Origin of the sequence: Ignatzschineria cameli (assembly GCF_003121895.1) — a bacterium.
Classification (GTDB): domain Bacteria; phylum Pseudomonadota; class Gammaproteobacteria; order Cardiobacteriales; family Wohlfahrtiimonadaceae; genus Ignatzschineria; species Ignatzschineria cameli.
Genome location: NZ_QEWW01000003.1, coordinates 26,208 through 45,418, shown reverse-complemented (window position 1 = coordinate 45,418; position 19,211 = coordinate 26,208). Strand labels below are relative to the sequence as shown.

Below are 19,211 nucleotides of genomic sequence, written 5' to 3'. Positions count from 1 at the left end.
CCTATATAACCGGTTATTTTAGCGTATTTCGCTGGTTTATCCCAACTTATTGTAGTCTCTATTTAAATCTAAAAAAGTGAATGATTGATATCGATAAAGCAGTAATATCTCCCCTATAACAGCGTAATAGATGATAGAATCTATCAATATCTAAATTAATGATTTTCATGGAACATAAGTTTAAATGGATAAAGTGAATCAACCACTTCGCATAGGAATACTCCTTCGCAATCGCCACGATGGTCCCGGCGGGCTTGAGAAGGTGCTTGAAATTTTTGCCCGTGCAATGCCGGCGAAGAATGTCGAGCTCTTTTTTTATGGTCTATATGAGCCCCGTTATGATGCTTTTACAAAAGATTTTAAGCACCTTAAATATCTCTCTTATCCTAAAAGTATAATGGCGTTGAAAGGAATTCTCCCGCGCACGCTTTTTAGAGCTTTGCAAAAGGCTTATGTTCGCTTTAATGGTGATAAACTCTTTGATGAGATGGCGAAGGATCAGCTCGATGCCTTAATCACGATGGATCTCTCTAAACAGTTTTTGACCAACTATCCATTTTTAAAACGCTTTAAAGAGAAGACGGGAATTCCGCTCTTTTCCTGGATTCATCTTTCCTTAACGGGAAGTAGCGAAGCAACTGCAATTGAAGTGGCGAAAAAGATCGATCTTTTTGATGCCCATTTAGCCATTAGTCACGGCATTGCCGATGAACTTCGGCATGATTATAAAGTGAAGAATGTTACCGTTGTCTATAATCCTGTCGATGCGGCGGAACTGGTAGAGCGGGATAAGAATCGCTTTGTCTATATTGGTCGCATTAGTGATATTAAACGGGTCGATTCCCTCTTAGAAAATCTTGTTTCACTAAAAGGTGATTGGCATCTCGATATCTTCGGTTCAACAGGGAATCCTGAAGGGGATGAGAGGTTTAAAGCCCATATTTCGGCGCTCAATTTAGAGCAAAAGGTAACCTTCCACGGCTGGCAGAAAGACGCTTGGGATCAAGTACAAAGTGCCGGTGTCACATTGCTTAACTCTATTAGAGAAGGTTTACCACTCATTATTATCGAGTCGATGATGCGCGGTATACCCGTTCTTGCTACCGATTGCCCTACAGGCCCGGCAGATCTTATTACAGTTGGAAAAAATGGCTGGCTCTATCCGATGGATGAAGAATTTCAAAGCCGAGAATATCTCCAAAAGATCCTCGATGGCGAGCTAGAACTCCCAAGCCCCGAAGCGATTCAAGCAAGCGTTCAGGGCTATGAGACGAGTAACTATTTAAATAGTTTTATTGACTGTATAGAACGCGGGAGAATCTTTAAATAGTAAGTGCTTTAAATACATTTTTGGCAACTAATTCAGGGGAAATACTATCGATATTGTCTTTTTTCTTAGGAACCCAGATTACCGTTGAAATTGATTTATCTAAAGGAACCCAGTGAGGAGTTCGTTGCCTCATTAATGCTATTACCGGTGTTTTAACTGCATTGGCTAAGTGAATCACAGATGTTTCTACTGAAATTATCAAATCAGAAAGTTCTAACATAGCGGGGAGTTGATAAAAATTTTCTGTAGCACTATATGAGTAGGTGTTAGATAAACTATGCTCTTTAATATTTTTGTCTAATGATGAGATTAATTCGGGTAGCGTGTTAATCAGAAAAGTAGTTTTTTGAAACCGTTCGTTTTGTTGTATTATTTCGACTAACTTAAGAGCCTGTTCTACTTTCCAAGACCTTTTAGGGTCTTTTGCTATGTAGTTAATAAAGATCGTTGGTGAGGATTCTACTATTTTTAAATTTTGGAGGTGTTTTTGAGCAGCTTTAAGCCACTGTTCAGGAATATCGACAAATGGTAGTCTATCTTGTGGTGATAGTGTTACACCTGCAAGTTGCTCTGCCCATGAGTTATAAACTGCACTGATATGATCTCCAGGCTTTAAAGGTTTGCTATAGAATGCTAAATCTAAAACTCTCCATGATGGCCTTTTAATTAAATGGTGTTTAAAGCGATACCATTTTAAATTAATTTTTAATCCGACAAGTAGCCCTTGTTCTCCAGCTATTTTCCGTCCTAAAATCTCTGTTTGTTCATCTTGTAATGTTCCTAGGGTAATCACTATCGGATATTTTTGTTGGTGGGCTTCTGCAATTGATTCTTTTAGGAATTTGGGAGCGTAATTACGACGATAGATCTTATTATAAAAACCGCAAGTCTCCAACCAATCGTAGATTACATAGTTCTCGAGAGCTGGCCATTTGCTTGCATCTTCCGTACAGCGATTTTCTAATATGAATAAGTCTATTTTTATGTGAGGGTACTTTTGATGAAAAGCTCTAAACATGTTTTGCATATAGGTGTAATCACCAATAGCTAAGTGGATTAAAAATAGAACTCGATCTGTTTTTTGAAGTTTTGTATTAGATAAGACTTGAGTGTATTTCATCGGTATATTTATTTTTAAGAGAAAAAGAGTTAAAAGTTAGTCTATAACGATAAGACTATAAAAGTTATTAGAAGAATAATTCCTGAGAGGCGAAGTAATTCGATATTTAATAACTTTTCTTTTTAGATCTGCATAATCTTCATCCTCTGCTATCATAGTATAAAAATTTTTGGGGAATTTATTCCCTATATTTGCTGCATCACCATTTAAGCGTAGAGTTGTTAATGGTGTTTGATAATACCTTAGAGCAATTAACGTACTCTTGAAATATCTTTTCAGCACAACAGCCTGTTTTATGAAAGAAGTTAGAATAGTATGACTCAGGTTTTGGTAAAGATTTAAATAATCTGCTGGCAATATCAGATTTTGTTAAAAGAAATAAGTCGCTTGTTAAAGGAATCGCATCAAATCAGAGGCTTCTAAGCCTCCATATTTACTTTTCCATTGATAGTACGTAGCACTACTAATGCCGTACTCTCGGCAGATATCGGTCACTTTAACGCCTTTTTCTGCCAGTTTTAAAATGTTTACAATTTATGTTTCTGTGAATTTTGATCGTTTCATGATTTCCTCCATCTAAATAATGATGACAGAAATCTCTAGTTTTGGCTTGTGTCTTTTTAGGGTAAGTTTACGGTGGAGAAATAGTTAAATCAAATGCGTTAAACTTTGATGTATCTATTCCTTTATCTGGATAAAATGCATATAGATCCTTATATAGCTCCTCATCCCCAATAGACCGTGATACTACTGTTCTTTTTGCTGTTATTAGCTCTGATTTATCAGGATACTTGTAGGCAAGTCTGGTTGGATCTTTAGCTAGATAACTTTTTTCGTTTATACAATGTTTTGCTATTAAAAAATAGAAGCCTTTTTTAAATAGAACAGGGAAGCATGTTCCCGTAACAATCCATCTGTTTTTATCTAACTCATACTCTAAATACCGCTCTTCTGTATAGTCAGGATAATCTTCAGAGGTTGTCTCATAAAGCAGAGGCTGTATACTTTTCATGTAATTTTTGATTTTTCCATTAATGTCAGGATATTTATTTAATATTCCTTAAAAAATCATCACTGACTTCATTGGCTTGCTGATTAATTTTACTCATCCATTCTCCTGTATTTTTAGTATGTGGTCTATGCCTCATTCTATAAACAGTATGAACTACAGCATTCACTATGCGTGCATCTAATGGAAATATAGTCCTCCCACATTCGATAGCGTTCTTAAGCTCAAATATAACATCTTCTCTTAACTCTTTAGGCATAGATACTTTTTCAATTTGATATTTGAAATACTTTATTGCAGCTTCACTTATAGCATTTTCTATATCGATAGGGCCTTTTATAGGATAGAGATAACTTAATCCAGTCTCTCTCCCTTCAAAAACATATGTTCCGCTTTCAATAAGCCCAATCTCCTTCACAAAGTCTAAATAATACCAAATCCAGTGACAATCCTGTTCCGCCACACTCTCATGTAAATTATTTTCAATGGACTGGAATATTGCATCATTTAGTCTTTTTGCATTTATCGTATAAGTTGCTCTAAACTCAACCTCTCCGAGGATACACATATCCCACTTAGCCCATCTGCCAACCCTTTCTATTTTGTGCTCTTTATAGCAAATATTCCTTGAAATACCCGCTTCATTAACCAAATCTTGGTGTTTATAGAGATAAAATATAAATTTTATTAAATTGACATCATTGAATTTCTTTATCTGTTCTAGAGGGCTTTGAATAATTAAACCAGTGGAATGATCCACTATGGGATCAATGAATGATTGGGGAAACCAAATACGATTTTCTGTCGTGCTATTAATTTTATACTTTGGTCTTGGATTCTTTTTGTTCTTATTCTCTTCTCGCTTTAGATCCGTAATTATTCCATGCTCTTCAAGGTTATTTAAAGCAGTTTTTGCATATTTCCAATCTATTAGTAACCTTTTTTGAACAGCTTGAGCAGACCAATAAGTTTCTTCTTTTGTATGAAGGGTACCTGATGAGATAACAATTAAGGCTAACGCTTCGTTTCTCCCTAAATCGCAAGCTTTAAGTAAAAGCTCTTCATTGATAAAACTGTACCCTGTAGATACCGATTTTTCTTTTTGAGCCATAATGTCCTAGTAAAACGTAGTTTTTGAAAGAAATTATATAAGTTATGTAATGCTTGCCATATTGTAGTATCTATTTCTTATCTGCCACTCGGCAAACTTTACTTATTGAAATTACAAACAACCTTCCCTCTCTGATTATTAATTTTATCAGCCTGATATGCTTGCGCTAGACCAATCATAATTGATGAGAAAGCTAGTGACATCCAATAGCCTTCATACAAGCCGATATGACTATTGATCGGCATAATGGCAACAAAGCCCATCATAATCCACATATTTCCCGCTCTTGCTGTAAACATACGGATAAAGAGGTAGAGAAGCACTAAGAGATAAGGAATAAAGCCGATTACTCCTGTTTCGATTAATACCTCTAAGCCGTGTAGATGTGGCTGCCATACGTAGTCAAAGATTTTATACTCTTCTGGATAGGTTTGATAAACCTCATCAAAAGCTCGGGGGCCAACACCATTGATCCAGTAGTTAGGAATCTCGGCAAAGCCTACATTCCAGATATTAGTACGATGAGATGTGACTTGTGCTAAGAATCGATCTGTCCCAAAAGCGGAGGTGGTTGATTGGAAGCGTTTCTGCACAATCTTCGATTGGCTCACGATCGTAAGCCCGGCAATAGCGATGATGGCAATTGCTCCAAAAAAACGCAACTTATGCTTAATTTTGCCGTTATAAAGAAGATAGATAATAAAGAGCAGGGCAGAGACAAAGAGGGAGATCATCCCCGCACGAGCACCGCCGATAAAGATCGCTGTTGTTAGAATCAGTACTGTGATAACCGCAAGTAAGATTCGAAGCCAGCTGAACTTCTCTTCAATTTTTTGATAGAGAAAGAAGAAGACGATCGGCGCGAAAGTCCCCAAAAAGTAACTCAAATGTGCTTTACCTACAAATACACCGAAGACTCGATCCCCTATTACAAGGTCATACCCCAAAATATGGTAATTGGTCTGCCACTGGATAATGGCATCTATCGCGATAAAGAGAACAGCGATAAAGGTGATTAGCGTTAGGCGCTTCTCATTCCCCTGATATTGCACCATCGCAACAGCAATAACGCCGATAAAGAGATAGCGGACGAACCGGCCTAATACAGATAGAGACATCGATTGATTTAATGAATCAATACAGGCGATCGCCACCGGAATCAGAAAAGCTAAGGCAGCATAGAGATAGCGATTCCCCTTTAGCTCATTAAAGTAGAAGTGCCAATTGCACATCAAAAGATAGATAGCAACAAGCGTTCCGATAATAGTGAAGGATTCCAATACAAAACGGCCTAAAACCATCGAGAAGAGAATTATAAAGAAGTAGAGGTAGAGATTGTTTTGTAATAACTTCATAGAAATAGCATCGTTTGATAAACGGATAAGTGATGAATTAAGGAACAGTTAAAAAAATAACTAGCGAAAATTAATTGGATACGATTATCGCATATTTTAAGGAATAATCCTTTTCAATTTTGAGTTTTTCGGGTGTACGATCTAAAACATAATAAAGATCCATGGGAATACTATCTATTTGAATCTGTAATCATTATGTGTAATATAAAAGCCTAAACAAAAAAATGCCGGCACTCATATCGCCGGCATCTTTATCTATGCTAGATCATTGAATTAATTTACCGATCCAAATAGAGTAGATCCACAATCTCACACTGTGGTTGATACCCTGAAACATATTGCAGAAGCAGGGCGCGGATCGTGGGATAGTCGTTATGATCGGCCGCTGTTTTGAGCTTCTCTAGTAACGTCTTCATTTCTGACCACGGGAGCCAATCTTCATGGGCGCGCATAATCATTGGGTGCTCTGTGCCGGTGACATTGTCACCAATTAGTAATTCTTCATAGAGCTTTTCCCCTGCGCGAAGGCCGGTGAATTGAATAGCGATATCGCCGTTGGGATTCTCTTTGTTGCGGATTGTTAGGCCCGAGAGCTGAATCATTTTAGTCGCAAGATCTAAAATGCGTACCGGCTGCCCCATATCTAAAACAAAAACATCACCACCTAAGCCCATTGATCCTGCTTGAATCACAAGTTCTGCCGCTTCAGGAATTGTCATAAAGTAGCGGGTAATATCAGGATGGGTGACGGTGACATTATTTCCCTCTTGAATCTGCTTTCTAAAGAGAGGAATTACCGAGCCGGAAGAACCCAATACATTTCCAAAACGAACCATGGTGATGCGCGTCTTATTCTGTGTTGGATCGCTATCGCCTAAAAAGGTAATTGCGCGCTCTTTACTAAAGGATTGTAAAACCATCTCTGCAAGGCGTTTTGTCGCTCCCATTACATTAGTGGGGCGAACGGCTTTATCGGTGGAGATCAAAACAAAGTTATTCACTCTCGCTTTGATTGCCGCTTCTGCCGTGTAGTAGGTGCCTAAAACATTATTTAAAACCCCTTGGGTAATATTATTCTCTACAATCGGGACATGTTTATAAGCCGCTGCATGGTAGATCGTATTGACGTTAAACTTCGTCATCACGTTATAGAGGCGATCTCGGTCTTGGATCGAGCCGAGAAGGGGGGTAAATTGAATATCAAGTTGCTCTTTCTTAATCTCTTCTTGCAGTTCCCGTGTGATTTTGTAGAGGTTATATTCACTATTTTCAAAGAGAATGAGCTGTTTTGCACCACTTAAAAGAATCTGCCGGCATAATTCAGAACCGATAGAACCACCTGCGCCGGTAACCATTACCACCTGATTTTTAATGCAGAAATCGAAAAGATCACGATGGGGCTCAACAGGATCACGCCCTAAAAGATCAGCAATATCGATCTCTTGCAGATCTTGCACCTTCACTTTCCCTTTTGCCAAATCGATAAACCCAGGAATAGTACGGACACGGATTGGGAATTGAGAGAGAGATGTAATAATCTCTTGCCGTCTCGATCGGCTTGCCGATGGAATCGCAAGGAGTAGCTCCGTTGCCTTTGTCTGGTTAATCGCCATCTCAACTTGATTAGGCGCATAGACCTTTAAGCCATCAATATTCCCCGATCGGATATGGGGATCATCATCAATAAATGCGATCGGCTCGATATGCGATCCACTTCGTAAAGCAGAAACAAGTTGCTTACCGGCATTCCCCGCACCATACACCAAGACTCTCGCTCGCCCTTTATGGTGCCCACCAAAGGGGTGCTTAAAGATATCTAACCAATCCCCTAAAAAGTAGTGCCGAATAAAAAGTCGTAACCCACCGATAACTAGCAGACTAATCCACCAATAGTTAAAGATAAGTGAACGGGGAACTACCTTAGGTGCATCATCATACCAATAGATAACGACAGAGAGCAGTAGCGCCGCTAAAGTGACAGCCTTAGCAATCGTGATTAACGCCTCTTTCCCAACATAGCGGATAACAGCGCGATACATCCCCATCATAATAAAGATAGGTAGAGAGATAATTGGCGCAACAATAAAGAGCCATTCATAATCATTGAGATGGAGCCATGTATCATCCCAACCGATGCGGACAATAAAAGCCAATATTATTGATAACCAAATTAAGAAAAGATCAGTTAGAAGTTGGATTAATCTTTTAACGCTTCTAGGGAGACTTAGGAGCCTGTTTTTTATCATGGTGAAGATCGCCTCTACATTGATCAGAATACTTTATCGTTTAATGATTTTTAGAATCGTTTGAAATATGATTTTGATATCTCCAAGCAAGGAGTGATTTTTAACATATGCCTTATAATGTTCTGCTTTTATCGGCATGATGATATCAACATAAGCTTGGGAAGGATCTTCATATTGGCTAAGAATCTCATTCTCATCTACCATCTCGATAGAAGCGCGATCTGTAATGCCGGGGCGAACCGATAAGATAATCTCACGATCTTCTTTAGAGTATTGATCCATAAATTTGGGCACTTCAGGTCTAGGACCGACAAGGCTCATCTTCCCTCTAAAAACATCAATTAATTGCGCTAATTCATCGAGCTTATATTTACGAATAAAGTGACCACTTGGCGTAATGCGTGAATCATTTCCAACTGTTAATTGCCCGTGTGCTTCACTATCTGTATACATGCTCCGGAATTTATGAATCCGAAAAGGCTCTCCATGCAATCCCACCCGAACTTGGCGGAAGAAGATCGGCCCTTTAGAATCTTTTTTAATCCAAATAGCAATAAATAGTAATAATGGGGCTAGTACTATTAGCCCCATTGCAGAACACACAATATCAAATATGCGTTTGATCATCTGAAACCTATTTGCCTAATAACTCATGAATTGTCTGAATCACATAATCTTGATCTTCACTGCTCATTCTTGTAAAGAGTGGGATAGATGCAATATTGAGATAAGCCTTCTCTGCATGAGGGAACATCTCATTAGTAAGATGATAACCATCTCTCCAAACCGGTTGACGATGAAGAGGAATAAAGTGGACAGAGCAACCAATGTTTTTTTCTGCCATTTTTATAATGAACTCATCACGCTCAAGCGGTGCATCTTCAGTAAGGCGAATAGGGTAGAGATGCCATGCATGCTCTTCAATTCTTTCTGGACGTGCCGGGAGAATTAAAGGTAAGCCTTTTAATCCTTCATCATAACGCTTCGCCATTTCAACACGTTTTTGATGGAAGCGATCAATCTTTTTCAATTGATGAATTCCCATCGCAGAAGCGATATCGGTCATATTATATTTATATCCTGGCTCAATCACCTCATAATACCAAGAGGGAGTTTTAGAGGAGTAGCGGTCAAAGGCATCACGACTAATACCATGTAGGCGCATTACCTTACAGCGCTCAATCACCTCTTTATTACGAGAGACGATCATACCACCTTCGGCAGTTGTCATAGTTTTATTGGCATAGAAACTAAAGATTGTCGCATCAGTATCAAAGGTACCGACTAACTCACCTTCAAAACGTGTTGGGAATGCATGTGCGGCATCTTCCACAACTTTTAAGTTATGCTCTTTTGCAATAGCAATGATCTCTGCCATATCACATGAAAGACCAGCAAAATGCACCGGCATAATCGCTTTTGTCTTCTCAGTAATTGCCGCACGAATTGCATCAGGATCAATGTTTAAGGTACGTGGGTCACAATCCACAAATACAGGGTCAGCACCTAAATAGCGCACAACTTCCGCAGTTGCTGTAAATGTATAGGTAGGGACAATCACTTCATCTCTCGCCTTAATACCTACAGCATCTAGCGCAAGATGCAATCCCGCTGTAGCGGAGTTAACGGCAAGGGCAGAAACATCACCCCCTAAATAGTTAGCAAAATCTTCTTCAAATTGCTTTGTTTTAGGACCTGTCGTAATCCAACCTGTACGTAATGAATCGACAACCTCATTAATCTCTTCTTCTCCAATTTCAGGTAGGGAGAAGGGCATAAATTCTCTGGTCACTGATAGTTCCTTTAGTTTCGGATTAGTTTGATGAATCTATTTTTTTTCTAAGAAAAGTATTATAGATTTTTTGAAGCAATGAAGTAGGTAATATTCTAATACTTGATTTTAATAAGAATAATAAAAATGCATTAAATCTGTTTTGATATTTTAAGGAGCATTTTAACTTAAACATTTGCCATTCGCTTTTTATATATTGCCATCCTCTTCTGCGTCCATGCATCCCATTACTTATTCTTTGGTACAATAAAATATCTGGCAAATTTGCTGTTTGATATCCTTTCGATAATACTCTAATCCAAAGATTATAGTCTTCCATAAATAGATGGTGTTTATACCCACCTATTTCTGTAATCTCTTTTCTTTTATAGATTGAAGTAGGATGATTAAATGGCGACCTATTTTTGGAGAAAGAAGTAATATCATTATGTGATAATGGGACGTTTTTTTCAGAAATGATGTTATCAAGAGATCCAACGAATTCTTGCAGTTGCCCACCGAGCACGACTATATTAGGATGCTTTTCTAAATATTCTATTTGCATTTGGAATCTATTAGAAACAGAAATGTCATCTGTATCCATTATTGCTATATATTCATAATTACATAATTGTAGACCGTGATTTTTAGCTCGGCCTGTTCCCTCATTTTTTTCTAAGGCAGATACAATAAAAATATCACCAAGTTTTTGTTTCCAATGTTTAATTACATCATCGAGCTCAGGTGTTAATGGACCATCTTTTACTAATACAATTTCATTAGGTTTTAGGATTTGGTGATCCCAAATACTTGTTAATGCCTCATCGAAGTGAGTTGGATCTTCTTTGTAATAGATAGATAGAAGGACGGAAAAAGAAGCAGTCATTTTTTTAACTCTCTCGGTTTATTTAAAAGTTCATATATCGTGAGATAGCTATCAATCACATTATCTAAAGAATACTTTTTGCTATTCAACAGCCCTTTTTTCGATATTTTATCGTAAAATAATTTATCTTCAGCAAGCATTTTTATTTTATTTGCAAGTTCTTCATCATTGCCACATTCAAATAATAATCCTCCATCTTGCATTACATCTCTCAAACCATCTACATCACTACCTATGGTGGGGATTCCCATCGCCATAGCTTCAATCACTACTAAGGGTAACCCTTCAAAATTACTTGACAGAATAGAGATATCGCAAGATTTAACAAGCGAATCAGCATCGAGCCTATAATCTAAAAAAATGACTTTATCTTCAATATTCAGATCTTTTACTAATTGAATTTCGGCTGACTGGTCCCCACTGCCCAATAATAGTAATTTATACTTATCATCAAGCCTAGTCATACTACGAATTAATGTTTTTTGATCTTTTGGAGGAGCAAAACGGGCTAGCATACAAATCAAAACTTGATCATTTGTTAGCGAAGGATTTATTAATTGTCTTTTAATTCTTACTACTTTTGAGTATCTATCTAAATCAACACCATTGTTTATAACTATAAATTTTGATTTTTCTTTCTTTGAAGGGGTAAGCCAATCTTGTAGATTTTTATTCACTTCATTTGAAACAGAAATAATTTTGCTATAACGCTTATACATCCATTTATCAATATATTTAAACCACCATTTTTCTCTCCTATTATTCGTTGTTGAATGCTCTGTTAATATGTATAATTTATTAGCTAAAAAAATACTGGCGCAAGCAGTCCAAAATTGAGATGGAAATGTATTTACATGGATGATATCGTAATTCTTTAAAATCTGTATCAATTTTCTTATATACCTAATGTCGTATATTTTCGTTTTTCCACTTAAAAAAAGCACCTCAATATCCTGCTTTAATAACTCCTTTCCATATATATCATCTCCACCAGTTAAAGCGATAACTGAGAAACTTAGGCCTTTCTCTTTATACTTCCTTGCAAGATCATAAACGTATTTACTAACTCCACCAGGACCTAGGTTATGATTTATTAAAGCAACTTTTTTATTATTCATCATATTATCCGTTTTAAAGATTTATTTAATTATTAACATATCTTATATATATTATTTTATCATGATGCCTTGTAACTCATTGAAGTTTCGTAAATTCTATCACTTGATGATACATATTCTTTACCACTATATGATAATTGCAATATCACTAATATAAAAAAACAGATATAAAAATCGAATAATATTGCACCTTTGAAGAGTACAACGAGTAAAAATATTCCTATAAATAACGAGGTTATATTTTTGATATTTAATCTTGTCTGAAAACCTAATAATGAAACAAAATAAATTATTAAGAAGCCACTACCAAGATATCCAAATGCGAATAAAAGTCTATACCAACCAACGTCTGTATCCATATAATATGATTTATCGATTTCAGATTTGGACCATCTAAAATCTCCTAATAGTGAAAAATCATCCCAGCCATACTTATACATTGCTAAATTAGCTTTCAATGAGCCAGTGTCCTTGCCTTTGGTAAAGAATTCAAGCATCCAGTTTTCAAAAAATGAATAGAAATTTTCGGGTAAAAAATATTGAGATGTTAAAAATAAAACCACCAAAAACACTATAAGTAATAATGTATTTTTAATAATATCTTTAAAATTTAAGAATAATAATAGATAGATAAATAGTAGAGCAATTCCCACAAAAGCTGTACGACCTGAAAGAACTGCAGATAATAGGATAGTCCCTAACACTATAGAGTTTTTTATAGTAAATCTCTGTGCTGTTGTTAATACATAATAAACATATACAAATGCTAGAACAACTTGAGTAACAGCCATTCCATATGTCGCACTTCCAGTTAAACCTATCATTCTCATTGAATACAAAGAGCTTGTAAGATCTATATCCCCTTTTAAATTTGTTAAATCTGTACTAAGCAAAAGGGATAAATAAGTTGCTTTAAAAGAATAAGATAAAAACATTCCAATCAGAAATATAGCATTAATAATTCCAGCTAATGCTATATAGCGTAAAATCATAACTTCTCTATTTTTGAAATAAGCTAAGTATGCATAAGGGACTATAATTGAAATAAAGAATATAGTACCTCCCATTTTTATTAAATGTATATCAGGATTACCAGCATTAGCTGCAAAAGAGAGCATTAATGTAATAAAAAATAGAGCATATAAAAATGATAGCTTTAAAAAACGAGAAGAGATGGTTCCGTTTTTTGCTATAAAGTATAGCGCCATAATTGTTAAAATGGCGGACGAGATAAAAAAAGTAGGTGGTAGGCCTTTAAATTTTATATTAAACAATAAAAATGTTGTCAACACTGTAAAGAAAAAAGATTCTAATGCATCACATGGTTTAACCTTATGTTTAACAAGCATTTTTCTTACCTTTTCAATATATTGAAAATAAATTTAAATAATTTTGGTGACTTTAAAAATAGCAAACTTCCTAGTAAATATTTCGGTTTATTTTTAAAAGAATAGAGGATCGTCGATGTATTCACTATACTAGGATCTAAAGAGCTTATAAGATTGAAACGATCCTCATAAAAGTTCGTTGAATATTTTGTAATTTCTAATGCTTGAGAATATAGACAGTACTTCAGATAAGAAGCCTTATAATAATCTTCATATTTTGAATACATTCTATTTTCTTTTAAAAATAACAAATGACCTTTATAAATCGTAATTAGACTACTCAAAGAGTTAGAATTATATGTATTCATTATCGAGCCTGGTCTTTGAACATAGTTATACAATGGCTCATCAATAGCGAATAATTTTTTTTCATATAAAATAGCTGGAATTATTTCCTTATCCTCATAAATAATCCCTTCAACAAACCATCTGTTTTTCCAAATATCCGACTTATATATTTTGCTCCAGACACTATAATTAATAGTTTCTTTTGTTAATAGTATATCCGACTGCTGATAATATGCATCAAGATTAGGAGTGATTTCCCCTAGAATCTTGCCACTGACTGACACCAAATTAATCCCAAATAACACTATTTCCACATTTGGGTTTGTATCAAATATCTTGATGCATTCTTGAAAACAGTTATTAGTAAAATAGTCATCAGAATCTAAAAATGCTATATATTCACCTCTAGCATATTTTAAACCATAGTTTCTTGCACTAGATAATCCCCCATTTTCCTTTTCCAAGAAAATAAAACGAGAATCATCCCCAACAAGCTTTTTTGCTACAGCAATAGACCCATCGGGGCTTCCATCATCTATGATTAAGGCTTCAAAATCGGTGTACGTCTGATCCAGTAGGCTTTGAAGACATTTTTCAATGTATTTTTCTACTTTATAAACAGGCACAATAACTGAGATTTTCATTCTGATGAATTCCTAATATATGTTTTTAATTGCGTACAATGCAAGACACAGATGCATAAAATAATTGTGGTTACGATTTCCGTAATCAAAATAGAATACGATGCACCAATCGCTCCATAGTAATGACTTAGAAAAGTACTATAAACTAAGTGACATAACCCTATTATTAAAGGAACTAAATAGTAGATACGTTGATATCCTAACGGTAGCAACAAGTTGTGAGCAAAGACTACAGAGTAAGGTATTAAAAACAACATCGGAGCCATAATCTTTAAAGTTTCTGCTGACTCGTTAAAGCCTTTTCCTAAAATCCAAGGTGCAAGAATCGGAACTAATAGATAGAACAGAAGACTTGCCACTAATAGGGTAGGAAACATATAGATCAATAGTTTCTTAACAAAAAGATAGGCTGAGTCAACATCAGTCGCAAATAGATGATTAACTCGAGGATATATGACCTGTCCTAAAACAGTGAACACTCCAATTGCAGCTGTTTGCACTCTAAAGCTCGCGGAATAAATCCCAACTTGATCATAACTACTCACTAACCCAAGTATAATAGGAGTACTTGTGTTATAGAGACTGATTGCAGCAGCTCCTATAAATAAGGGTAGAGATTTTCTGAGAGCGTTTAAAACTCTTAATTGATTGAATTTTATAAGAGTAATGAAGCTTTCCTTTTTTACGAGAATAATGTTGATTATAGCTATGGTTAACAATGTGCTGGCTTGAATAAGAGCAGCAAGGACAACATCTTCTGGGCTGTGAACAAATAGAACTAATAGAGGAATATTGAATAGCCTAATTCCTGAGCCAATTAGAGATACCTTTTCAAGTTTTTCGATTCCCTGGAAAAACCAAAGGGGATCAATAGCTACAGACAATAACTGAATGAAGAGAATAAAAACAATCCAACGGATTTCATAAAAGCTTGAAACATTTAATGTGATTACAGTAAGACCTATACAAGCTATGAATAAAAGTATTAGTTTAGCAACTATTGTTTCCCAAAAAACTTTGCTTACGATTACATGGTTATGTCGATGCTGCGCAATATATTTTGTTGCGCTTAAATTAAAACCAAATGTAACAAACAGTATTCCGTATTGAATTAGGCTTAAGGCTAAATTAAGAGCTCCGTATTGATCCACTCCCAATGTTCTTGTCAAATAAGGAAGTGTAACTAGAGGTACTAGATAGTTTATTGCTTGCATTGTGAGTACTGCAAAAGCATTTCGCTTTAAAGATGATTTTTGAGACATTTTTTACACCAATGCTTTTGAGGCTATAAAGATCTTGGGAAGAACTTGTTTCTCAAAATTGTTTTCATCATTGGATTGAAGTGAATCCTCATCCACCAATCCACCATAACGTAACCATTGTGGTAGAAGGACAATTAGGAGAAAGCCGATTACAATCTGAAACCAGAAGTTAAAGATAATAACTTCATACCAGCGGGAGTGGCGGCGATGATAATTCTGAGTCAAATCCAAACCTCAACTTTGCAATAAACCAAGATGTTTTCCTAAGAGGGTATGATACTTTAATGACGTAAATATATCTAAATATATTGTCTTAACTTATTGTTAAATGAGAACTAAATGCAAAGGAGTCTTATTTGCATTGCTGTTTTATTTTTTTAATATGAAAAATTATCTTTAATAATCATCAATTAATGATTTTATGCATCTTGAGATTAATCGATAAACAGTAGAGCCAGTATTACCGATGGTGTGATATTTAGTAGGGAGAGGTTTGATGAATATCGATAGATGATCGATTTACTTATTAAAACCTCTCCTTTTTCTGTGAATGTTATTACGGTTTTTCGCTATTTTTTATCTGTTTTTTAGAGGGAATGAGCCCTAAAATAAAGAGAAGGGCGATACTAACAAGAGCGATATCTTGATAGTCGAACCCTAAGAAGCCATCGATATAGGCTTGTTGCTGATATTGAAAATAGCGGATCACTAAAGGGGCATTGCCGTGAATAGAGCTTAAGAAGCTTACTTTAAAACTAGCGAGAAGATCGGGAAAGTAGGTGATTGCTGTGGGAGCAAAGAAGAGGGCGAAGACGATCTTTTCATTACTAAAATCACTCACGCGGTAATAGATTAAGTACGCGGCAAAGAGAAAGGAGACAAAACCTAAAGGAACAATAATGAGGTTAGTAAGCCAGATCGTAAAATCAGGGAAGAGATCGAGTAGCTCAACAATTAAAAACTTCAAGCCAAAGAAGAAGAGAAGATAGAGAATGATCAGTATCCAATATTGTTTACGAGAGAGATTATCCATAAAAAACCTTTATATTTATTAGTGATTTATCAATCTACTCATAATAGAAGCGGTATATTGGAAATAGATTAATGACACCAATAAACCCATTACTATTATGAAGTTACCCTATTTAATAAAGGGTTAATTCTACGGCGATTAATCATCCGCTTCAAATATAAAGATCAAGTAGTTGCATTTTTTATGATAAAGTTCTGCTGTTTTTAGCACGGTTTTGTTGCTCAAGCGCCCACTTTACATGTTCCCTCACTGCCTCATCTTCAAACTCTAGCTTTGCTTTTAATGCCTCAATATTTGCCTCTGCATAGGGGCTGTTGCCGATGCCGATGGCGATATTGCGGAGCCATCTCGCGTAGCCGAGCCGGCGGATGGGGGAGCCTTCTGTTTTGCGGAGGAATTTCTTTACTTAGGTAAAAAGCTCTTAGAATATTTGTTTTGATAAAAACAGGTTTTCATTTTTTAAGTTATCTTGTTATAATTTGAGCATCACACCTGCCATGCCTCTGAATTAATTAATTTTAATTTATGCACAAATGAGCAGGTTTTTTGTTTTCAGGATTATTTAAGAATTATATGAATAAGCCTTTTTTCTCTAAATTCACAAAATCAGTGCAAGAGTTAGTTGATCAGTGGGAACAGCGTGGTTTAATTATTGAGGACAGAGAGCGTACTAGTCGTTATCTAAGTTACATTAATTATTATCGGTTCTCTGTATATACTATTCCATTTCAAATTAAAGGTGATTCTGGGCATCGATTTAATGAAGGTGTTACATTTGATCAAGTTTTAGAAACATATGTTTTTGATAGAGAGTTACGATTATTAGCTTTTGATGCCTTAGAGCGTGTTGAAGTAGCGATTAAGTCACAATTATGCAATGTCATGTGTGATGAAACTCAAGATCCATTTTGGCTTTATGAGAAAAGAAATTTTAAAGATCAAAAATCATATGCGTATTTTATATCTAGATTAGACAATGAGCTGGAGAGCGCTCAAAAAGCTAAATATTTTTGTCATAAAACACCTATACAGCATTATTTCTCTGTTTATCAAGGGGATTACCCACCTGTTTGGATGGTATTTGAAATATTATCTTTTGGGCAAATTTGTCGTATTTATAACAATTTAGCAGATGTAAAAGTGAAGAAGAGAATCGCAAAGAATTTTAAATTGCCTTTTCCGTTATTGAGTTCATGGATGTTATCACTTTCAAATGTACGTAATATTATTGCTCATCATTCTCGCTTGTGGAATAGAGTTTTTGGTACATCATTGGCGAAACCTAAATCTAAACATGTTAAGTGGATAGAAAATCATAGAGGTTATTCTTCTTTAGAAATAATGAGAAGGGTTTATGGTGTTTTATGTGTGCTCCAATATTTTCTATATACAGTGAGTCCACATTCAGGGTGGGCGATGCGATTACATCATTTGTTAGAAAAATATCCTAACGTATCAAGAAAAGCAATGAGGATACCTGAGGATTGGTATTCAGATCCCTTCTGGGAATCAGCTTTTATTGGGGATAAATAAGCTTTTTTGGAGAGTGTCAGATTAGGAAATAGATGAATTATTTTTTTTCATTCTGCTCTTTAAGCGCCCACTTTACATGTTCCCTCACTGCCTCATCTTCAAACTCTAGCTTTGCTTTTAATGCCTCAATATTTGCCTCTGCATAGGGGCTGTTGCCGATACCAATGGCGATATTGCGGAGCCATCTTGCGTAGCCGAGCCGGCGAATGGGGGAACCTTCTGTTTTGCGGAGGAATTCTGCTTCGCTCCAATTGAAGAGTTGCAGTAGGGTAGATGAGTCGAGCTGATGGCGGGGGAAGAAGTCTTCGGTTGTTAAGTCGATCGCAAAGCGATTCCAGGGGCAGACAATTTGGCAATCATCACAGCCGAAGATGCGGTTACCCATAGCGGTGCGGTACTCTTCGGGAATGGGGCCGAAATGTTCGATTGTTAAGTAGGAGATGCATTTGCGCGCATCGATCTTAAAAGGAGAGACGATGGCGTCGGTCGGGCAGGCTTTGATGCAGCGGGTGCATTGGCCGCAATGGTTGGTGATCGGCTCGCTCGGGATCTCGATCCGTTTTGAAAGTAATAATTCTCCCAAAAAGAAGAAGGAGCCCCGTTTGGGGTGAATAATCATGGTATTTTTGCCAAAAAAGCCGAGGCCGGACTTCTGGCTAAAGGCGCGTTCTAGCACTGGGGCGCTATCTACAAAGGCGCGGAACTCAAGATCGGGGATCTCCGTTTGGAGCCATTTGCCCAATTTGGTGAGCATATTGCGGAGTACCTTGTGGTAATCTCGCCCGAGGGCATATTCGGCAACGTAGGCGTGGTTTGGGTCTTCGAGCCGTGCTTGGGCATCGATTTCTGGATTGAAGTAGTGGAGTTGTGCGGTCAGCATCGATACCGTGCCGGGGACTAATTGATCGGGGTGGTAGCGCTTCTCCCCATGTTTATACATATAGTCGAGCTCACCATGGAAGCCTTCGCCGAGCCATTCGATAAAGTAATCCCGGTTTTTACCGGGATCGATATCACTACTCGAGAGTTCATTAATCCCGATTTCGCGTGCTTTTGCCTGCAATTTAGCGATAAATTGGGGCGAGTTATAGGTGTCATTGCTACTCACGGGGTGTTA

Annotated in this window: 17 protein-coding genes and 1 pseudogene; 2 read left to right on the top strand and 16 right to left on the bottom strand. The window is 36.5% G+C overall.

Features of this window, described 5'->3' with window-relative positions; all coding sequences use genetic code 11:
* Positions 1-184: 184 nt before the first annotated feature.
* A complete protein-coding gene (locus tag DC077_RS05445; protein WP_109217886.1) occupies positions 185-1,330 on the top strand; it encodes a glycosyltransferase in 1,146 nt (381 codons plus the stop codon).
* Here DC077_RS05445 and DC077_RS05440 read toward each other — a convergent pair.
* The 15 genes and pseudogenes from DC077_RS05440 to DC077_RS05370 all read right to left on the bottom strand — a co-directional run bounded on the left by DC077_RS05440 (position 1,323) and on the right by DC077_RS05370 (position 16,561).
* Positions 1,323-2,450 carry a glycosyltransferase family 9 protein gene (locus DC077_RS05440; RefSeq protein ID WP_109217885.1) on the bottom strand — a complete coding sequence of 376 codons (1,128 nt, stop codon included), beginning with the start codon at positions 2,448-2,450 and terminating at the stop codon, positions 1,323-1,325. The genes DC077_RS05445 and DC077_RS05440 overlap by 8 nt on opposite strands.
* A gap of 399 nt (positions 2,451-2,849) precedes the next feature.
* Positions 2,850-2,984, bottom strand: a pseudogene (locus DC077_RS05435) (transposase); the annotation flags it as partial.
* A gap of 97 nt (positions 2,985-3,081) precedes the next feature.
* The gene (locus DC077_RS05430; RefSeq protein WP_109217884.1) at positions 3,082-3,462 is read right to left on the bottom strand and encodes a hypothetical protein; all 381 of its coding nucleotides are present in this window, start codon (positions 3,460-3,462) and stop codon (positions 3,082-3,084) included.
* 34 nt (positions 3,463-3,496) lie between these two features.
* Positions 3,497-4,570, bottom strand: a complete 1,074-nt coding sequence (locus tag DC077_RS05425; protein ID WP_109217883.1) for a hypothetical protein — start codon at positions 4,568-4,570, stop codon at positions 3,497-3,499.
* Positions 4,571-4,668: 98 nt separating this feature from the next.
* On the bottom strand, positions 4,669-5,925 hold the full coding sequence (locus tag DC077_RS05420) for an O-antigen ligase family protein (protein ID WP_109217882.1): 1,257 nt from the start codon (positions 5,923-5,925) through the stop codon (positions 4,669-4,671).
* A gap of 278 nt (positions 5,926-6,203) precedes the next feature.
* Entirely contained in the window at positions 6,204-8,171 is a 1,968-nt protein-coding gene (locus DC077_RS05415) for a polysaccharide biosynthesis protein (RefSeq protein ID WP_109217881.1), read from the bottom strand.
* A gap of 33 nt (positions 8,172-8,204) precedes the next feature.
* A complete protein-coding gene (locus tag DC077_RS05410) occupies positions 8,205-8,798 on the bottom strand; it encodes a sugar transferase (protein WP_109217880.1) in 594 nt (197 codons plus the stop codon).
* A gap of 7 nt (positions 8,799-8,805) precedes the next feature.
* Positions 8,806-9,948 carry a DegT/DnrJ/EryC1/StrS family aminotransferase gene (locus tag DC077_RS05405; RefSeq protein ID WP_109217903.1) on the bottom strand — a complete coding sequence of 381 codons (1,143 nt, stop codon included), beginning with the start codon at positions 9,946-9,948 and terminating at the stop codon, positions 8,806-8,808.
* A gap of 37 nt (positions 9,949-9,985) precedes the next feature.
* Positions 9,986-10,828, bottom strand: a complete 843-nt coding sequence (locus DC077_RS05400) for a glycosyltransferase (protein ID WP_109217879.1) — start codon at positions 10,826-10,828, stop codon at positions 9,986-9,988.
* Positions 10,825-11,946 (bottom strand): glycosyltransferase family 4 protein, encoded by a 1,122-nt coding sequence (locus DC077_RS05395; RefSeq protein ID WP_162297637.1) that lies wholly within the window; start codon positions 11,944-11,946, stop codon positions 10,825-10,827. The genes DC077_RS05400 and DC077_RS05395 overlap by 4 nt, the downstream gene beginning before the upstream one ends.
* A gap of 59 nt (positions 11,947-12,005) precedes the next feature.
* A complete protein-coding gene (locus DC077_RS05390) occupies positions 12,006-13,295 on the bottom strand; it encodes a hypothetical protein (RefSeq protein ID WP_109217877.1) in 1,290 nt (429 codons plus the stop codon).
* Between the two features lie 5 nt (positions 13,296-13,300).
* Positions 13,301-14,266, bottom strand: a complete 966-nt coding sequence (locus tag DC077_RS05385; RefSeq protein WP_109217876.1) for a glycosyltransferase family 2 protein — start codon at positions 14,264-14,266, stop codon at positions 13,301-13,303.
* Positions 14,263-15,528, bottom strand: coding sequence for a flippase (locus tag DC077_RS05380; protein WP_109217875.1), 1,266 nt, complete (start codon positions 15,526-15,528; stop codon positions 14,263-14,265). The genes DC077_RS05385 and DC077_RS05380 overlap by 4 nt, the downstream gene beginning before the upstream one ends.
* A 3-nt stretch (positions 15,529-15,531) precedes the next feature.
* Positions 15,532-15,753: a hypothetical protein gene (locus DC077_RS05375; protein ID WP_133243543.1), complete on the bottom strand. Its 222-nt coding sequence runs from the start codon at positions 15,751-15,753 to the stop codon at positions 15,532-15,534.
* Between the two features lie 331 nt (positions 15,754-16,084).
* A complete protein-coding gene (locus DC077_RS05370; RefSeq protein ID WP_109217873.1) occupies positions 16,085-16,561 on the bottom strand; it encodes a hypothetical protein in 477 nt (158 codons plus the stop codon).
* Between the two features lie 573 nt (positions 16,562-17,134).
* On the opposite strand from DC077_RS05370, the gene DC077_RS05365 reads away from it, so the two are divergent.
* Entirely contained in the window at positions 17,135-18,094 is a 960-nt protein-coding gene (locus DC077_RS05365; protein ID WP_109217872.1) for an Abi family protein, read from the top strand.
* A 37-nt stretch (positions 18,095-18,131) separates the two neighbouring features.
* Here the strand turns inward: DC077_RS05365 and queG are convergent, their stop codons facing one another.
* On the bottom strand, positions 18,132-19,202 hold the full coding sequence (gene queG, locus DC077_RS05360; protein ID WP_109217871.1) for a tRNA epoxyqueuosine(34) reductase QueG: 1,071 nt from the start codon (positions 19,200-19,202) through the stop codon (positions 18,132-18,134).
* Positions 19,203-19,211: the final 9 nt, after the last annotated feature.

Excerpts from the sequence above, each read along its gene's own strand:
- DC077_RS05445 (WP_109217886.1), top strand. The coding sequence starts at position 185 with ATGGATAAAGTGAATCAACCACTTCGCATAGGAATACTCCTTCGCAAT.
- DC077_RS05440 (WP_109217885.1), bottom strand. The coding sequence starts at position 2,450 with ATGAAATACACTCAAGTCTTATCTAATACAAAACTTCAAAAAACAGAT.
- DC077_RS05430 (WP_109217884.1), bottom strand. The coding sequence starts at position 3,462 with ATGAAAAGTATACAGCCTCTGCTTTATGAGACAACCTCTGAAGATTAT.
- DC077_RS05425 (WP_109217883.1), bottom strand. The coding sequence starts at position 4,570 with ATGGCTCAAAAAGAAAAATCGGTATCTACAGGGTACAGTTTTATCAAT.
- DC077_RS05420 (WP_109217882.1), bottom strand. The coding sequence starts at position 5,925 with ATGAAGTTATTACAAAACAATCTCTACCTCTACTTCTTTATAATTCTC.
- DC077_RS05415 (WP_109217881.1), bottom strand. The coding sequence starts at position 8,171 with ATGATAAAAAACAGGCTCCTAAGTCTCCCTAGAAGCGTTAAAAGATTA.
- DC077_RS05410 (WP_109217880.1), bottom strand. The coding sequence starts at position 8,798 with ATGATCAAACGCATATTTGATATTGTGTGTTCTGCAATGGGGCTAATA.
- DC077_RS05405 (WP_109217903.1), bottom strand. The coding sequence starts at position 9,948 with ATGCCCTTCTCCCTACCTGAAATTGGAGAAGAAGAGATTAATGAGGTT.
- DC077_RS05400 (WP_109217879.1), bottom strand. The coding sequence starts at position 10,828 with ATGACTGCTTCTTTTTCCGTCCTTCTATCTATCTATTACAAAGAAGAT.
- DC077_RS05395 (WP_162297637.1), bottom strand. The coding sequence starts at position 11,946 with ATGAATAATAAAAAAGTTGCTTTAATAAATCATAACCTAGGTCCTGGT.
- DC077_RS05390 (WP_109217877.1), bottom strand. The coding sequence starts at position 13,295 with ATGCTTGTTAAACATAAGGTTAAACCATGTGATGCATTAGAATCTTTT.
- DC077_RS05385 (WP_109217876.1), bottom strand. The coding sequence starts at position 14,266 with ATGAAAATCTCAGTTATTGTGCCTGTTTATAAAGTAGAAAAATACATT.
- DC077_RS05380 (WP_109217875.1), bottom strand. The coding sequence starts at position 15,528 with ATGTCTCAAAAATCATCTTTAAAGCGAAATGCTTTTGCAGTACTCACA.
- DC077_RS05370 (WP_109217873.1), bottom strand. The coding sequence starts at position 16,561 with ATGGATAATCTCTCTCGTAAACAATATTGGATACTGATCATTCTCTAT.
- DC077_RS05365 (WP_109217872.1), top strand. The coding sequence starts at position 17,135 with ATGAATAAGCCTTTTTTCTCTAAATTCACAAAATCAGTGCAAGAGTTA.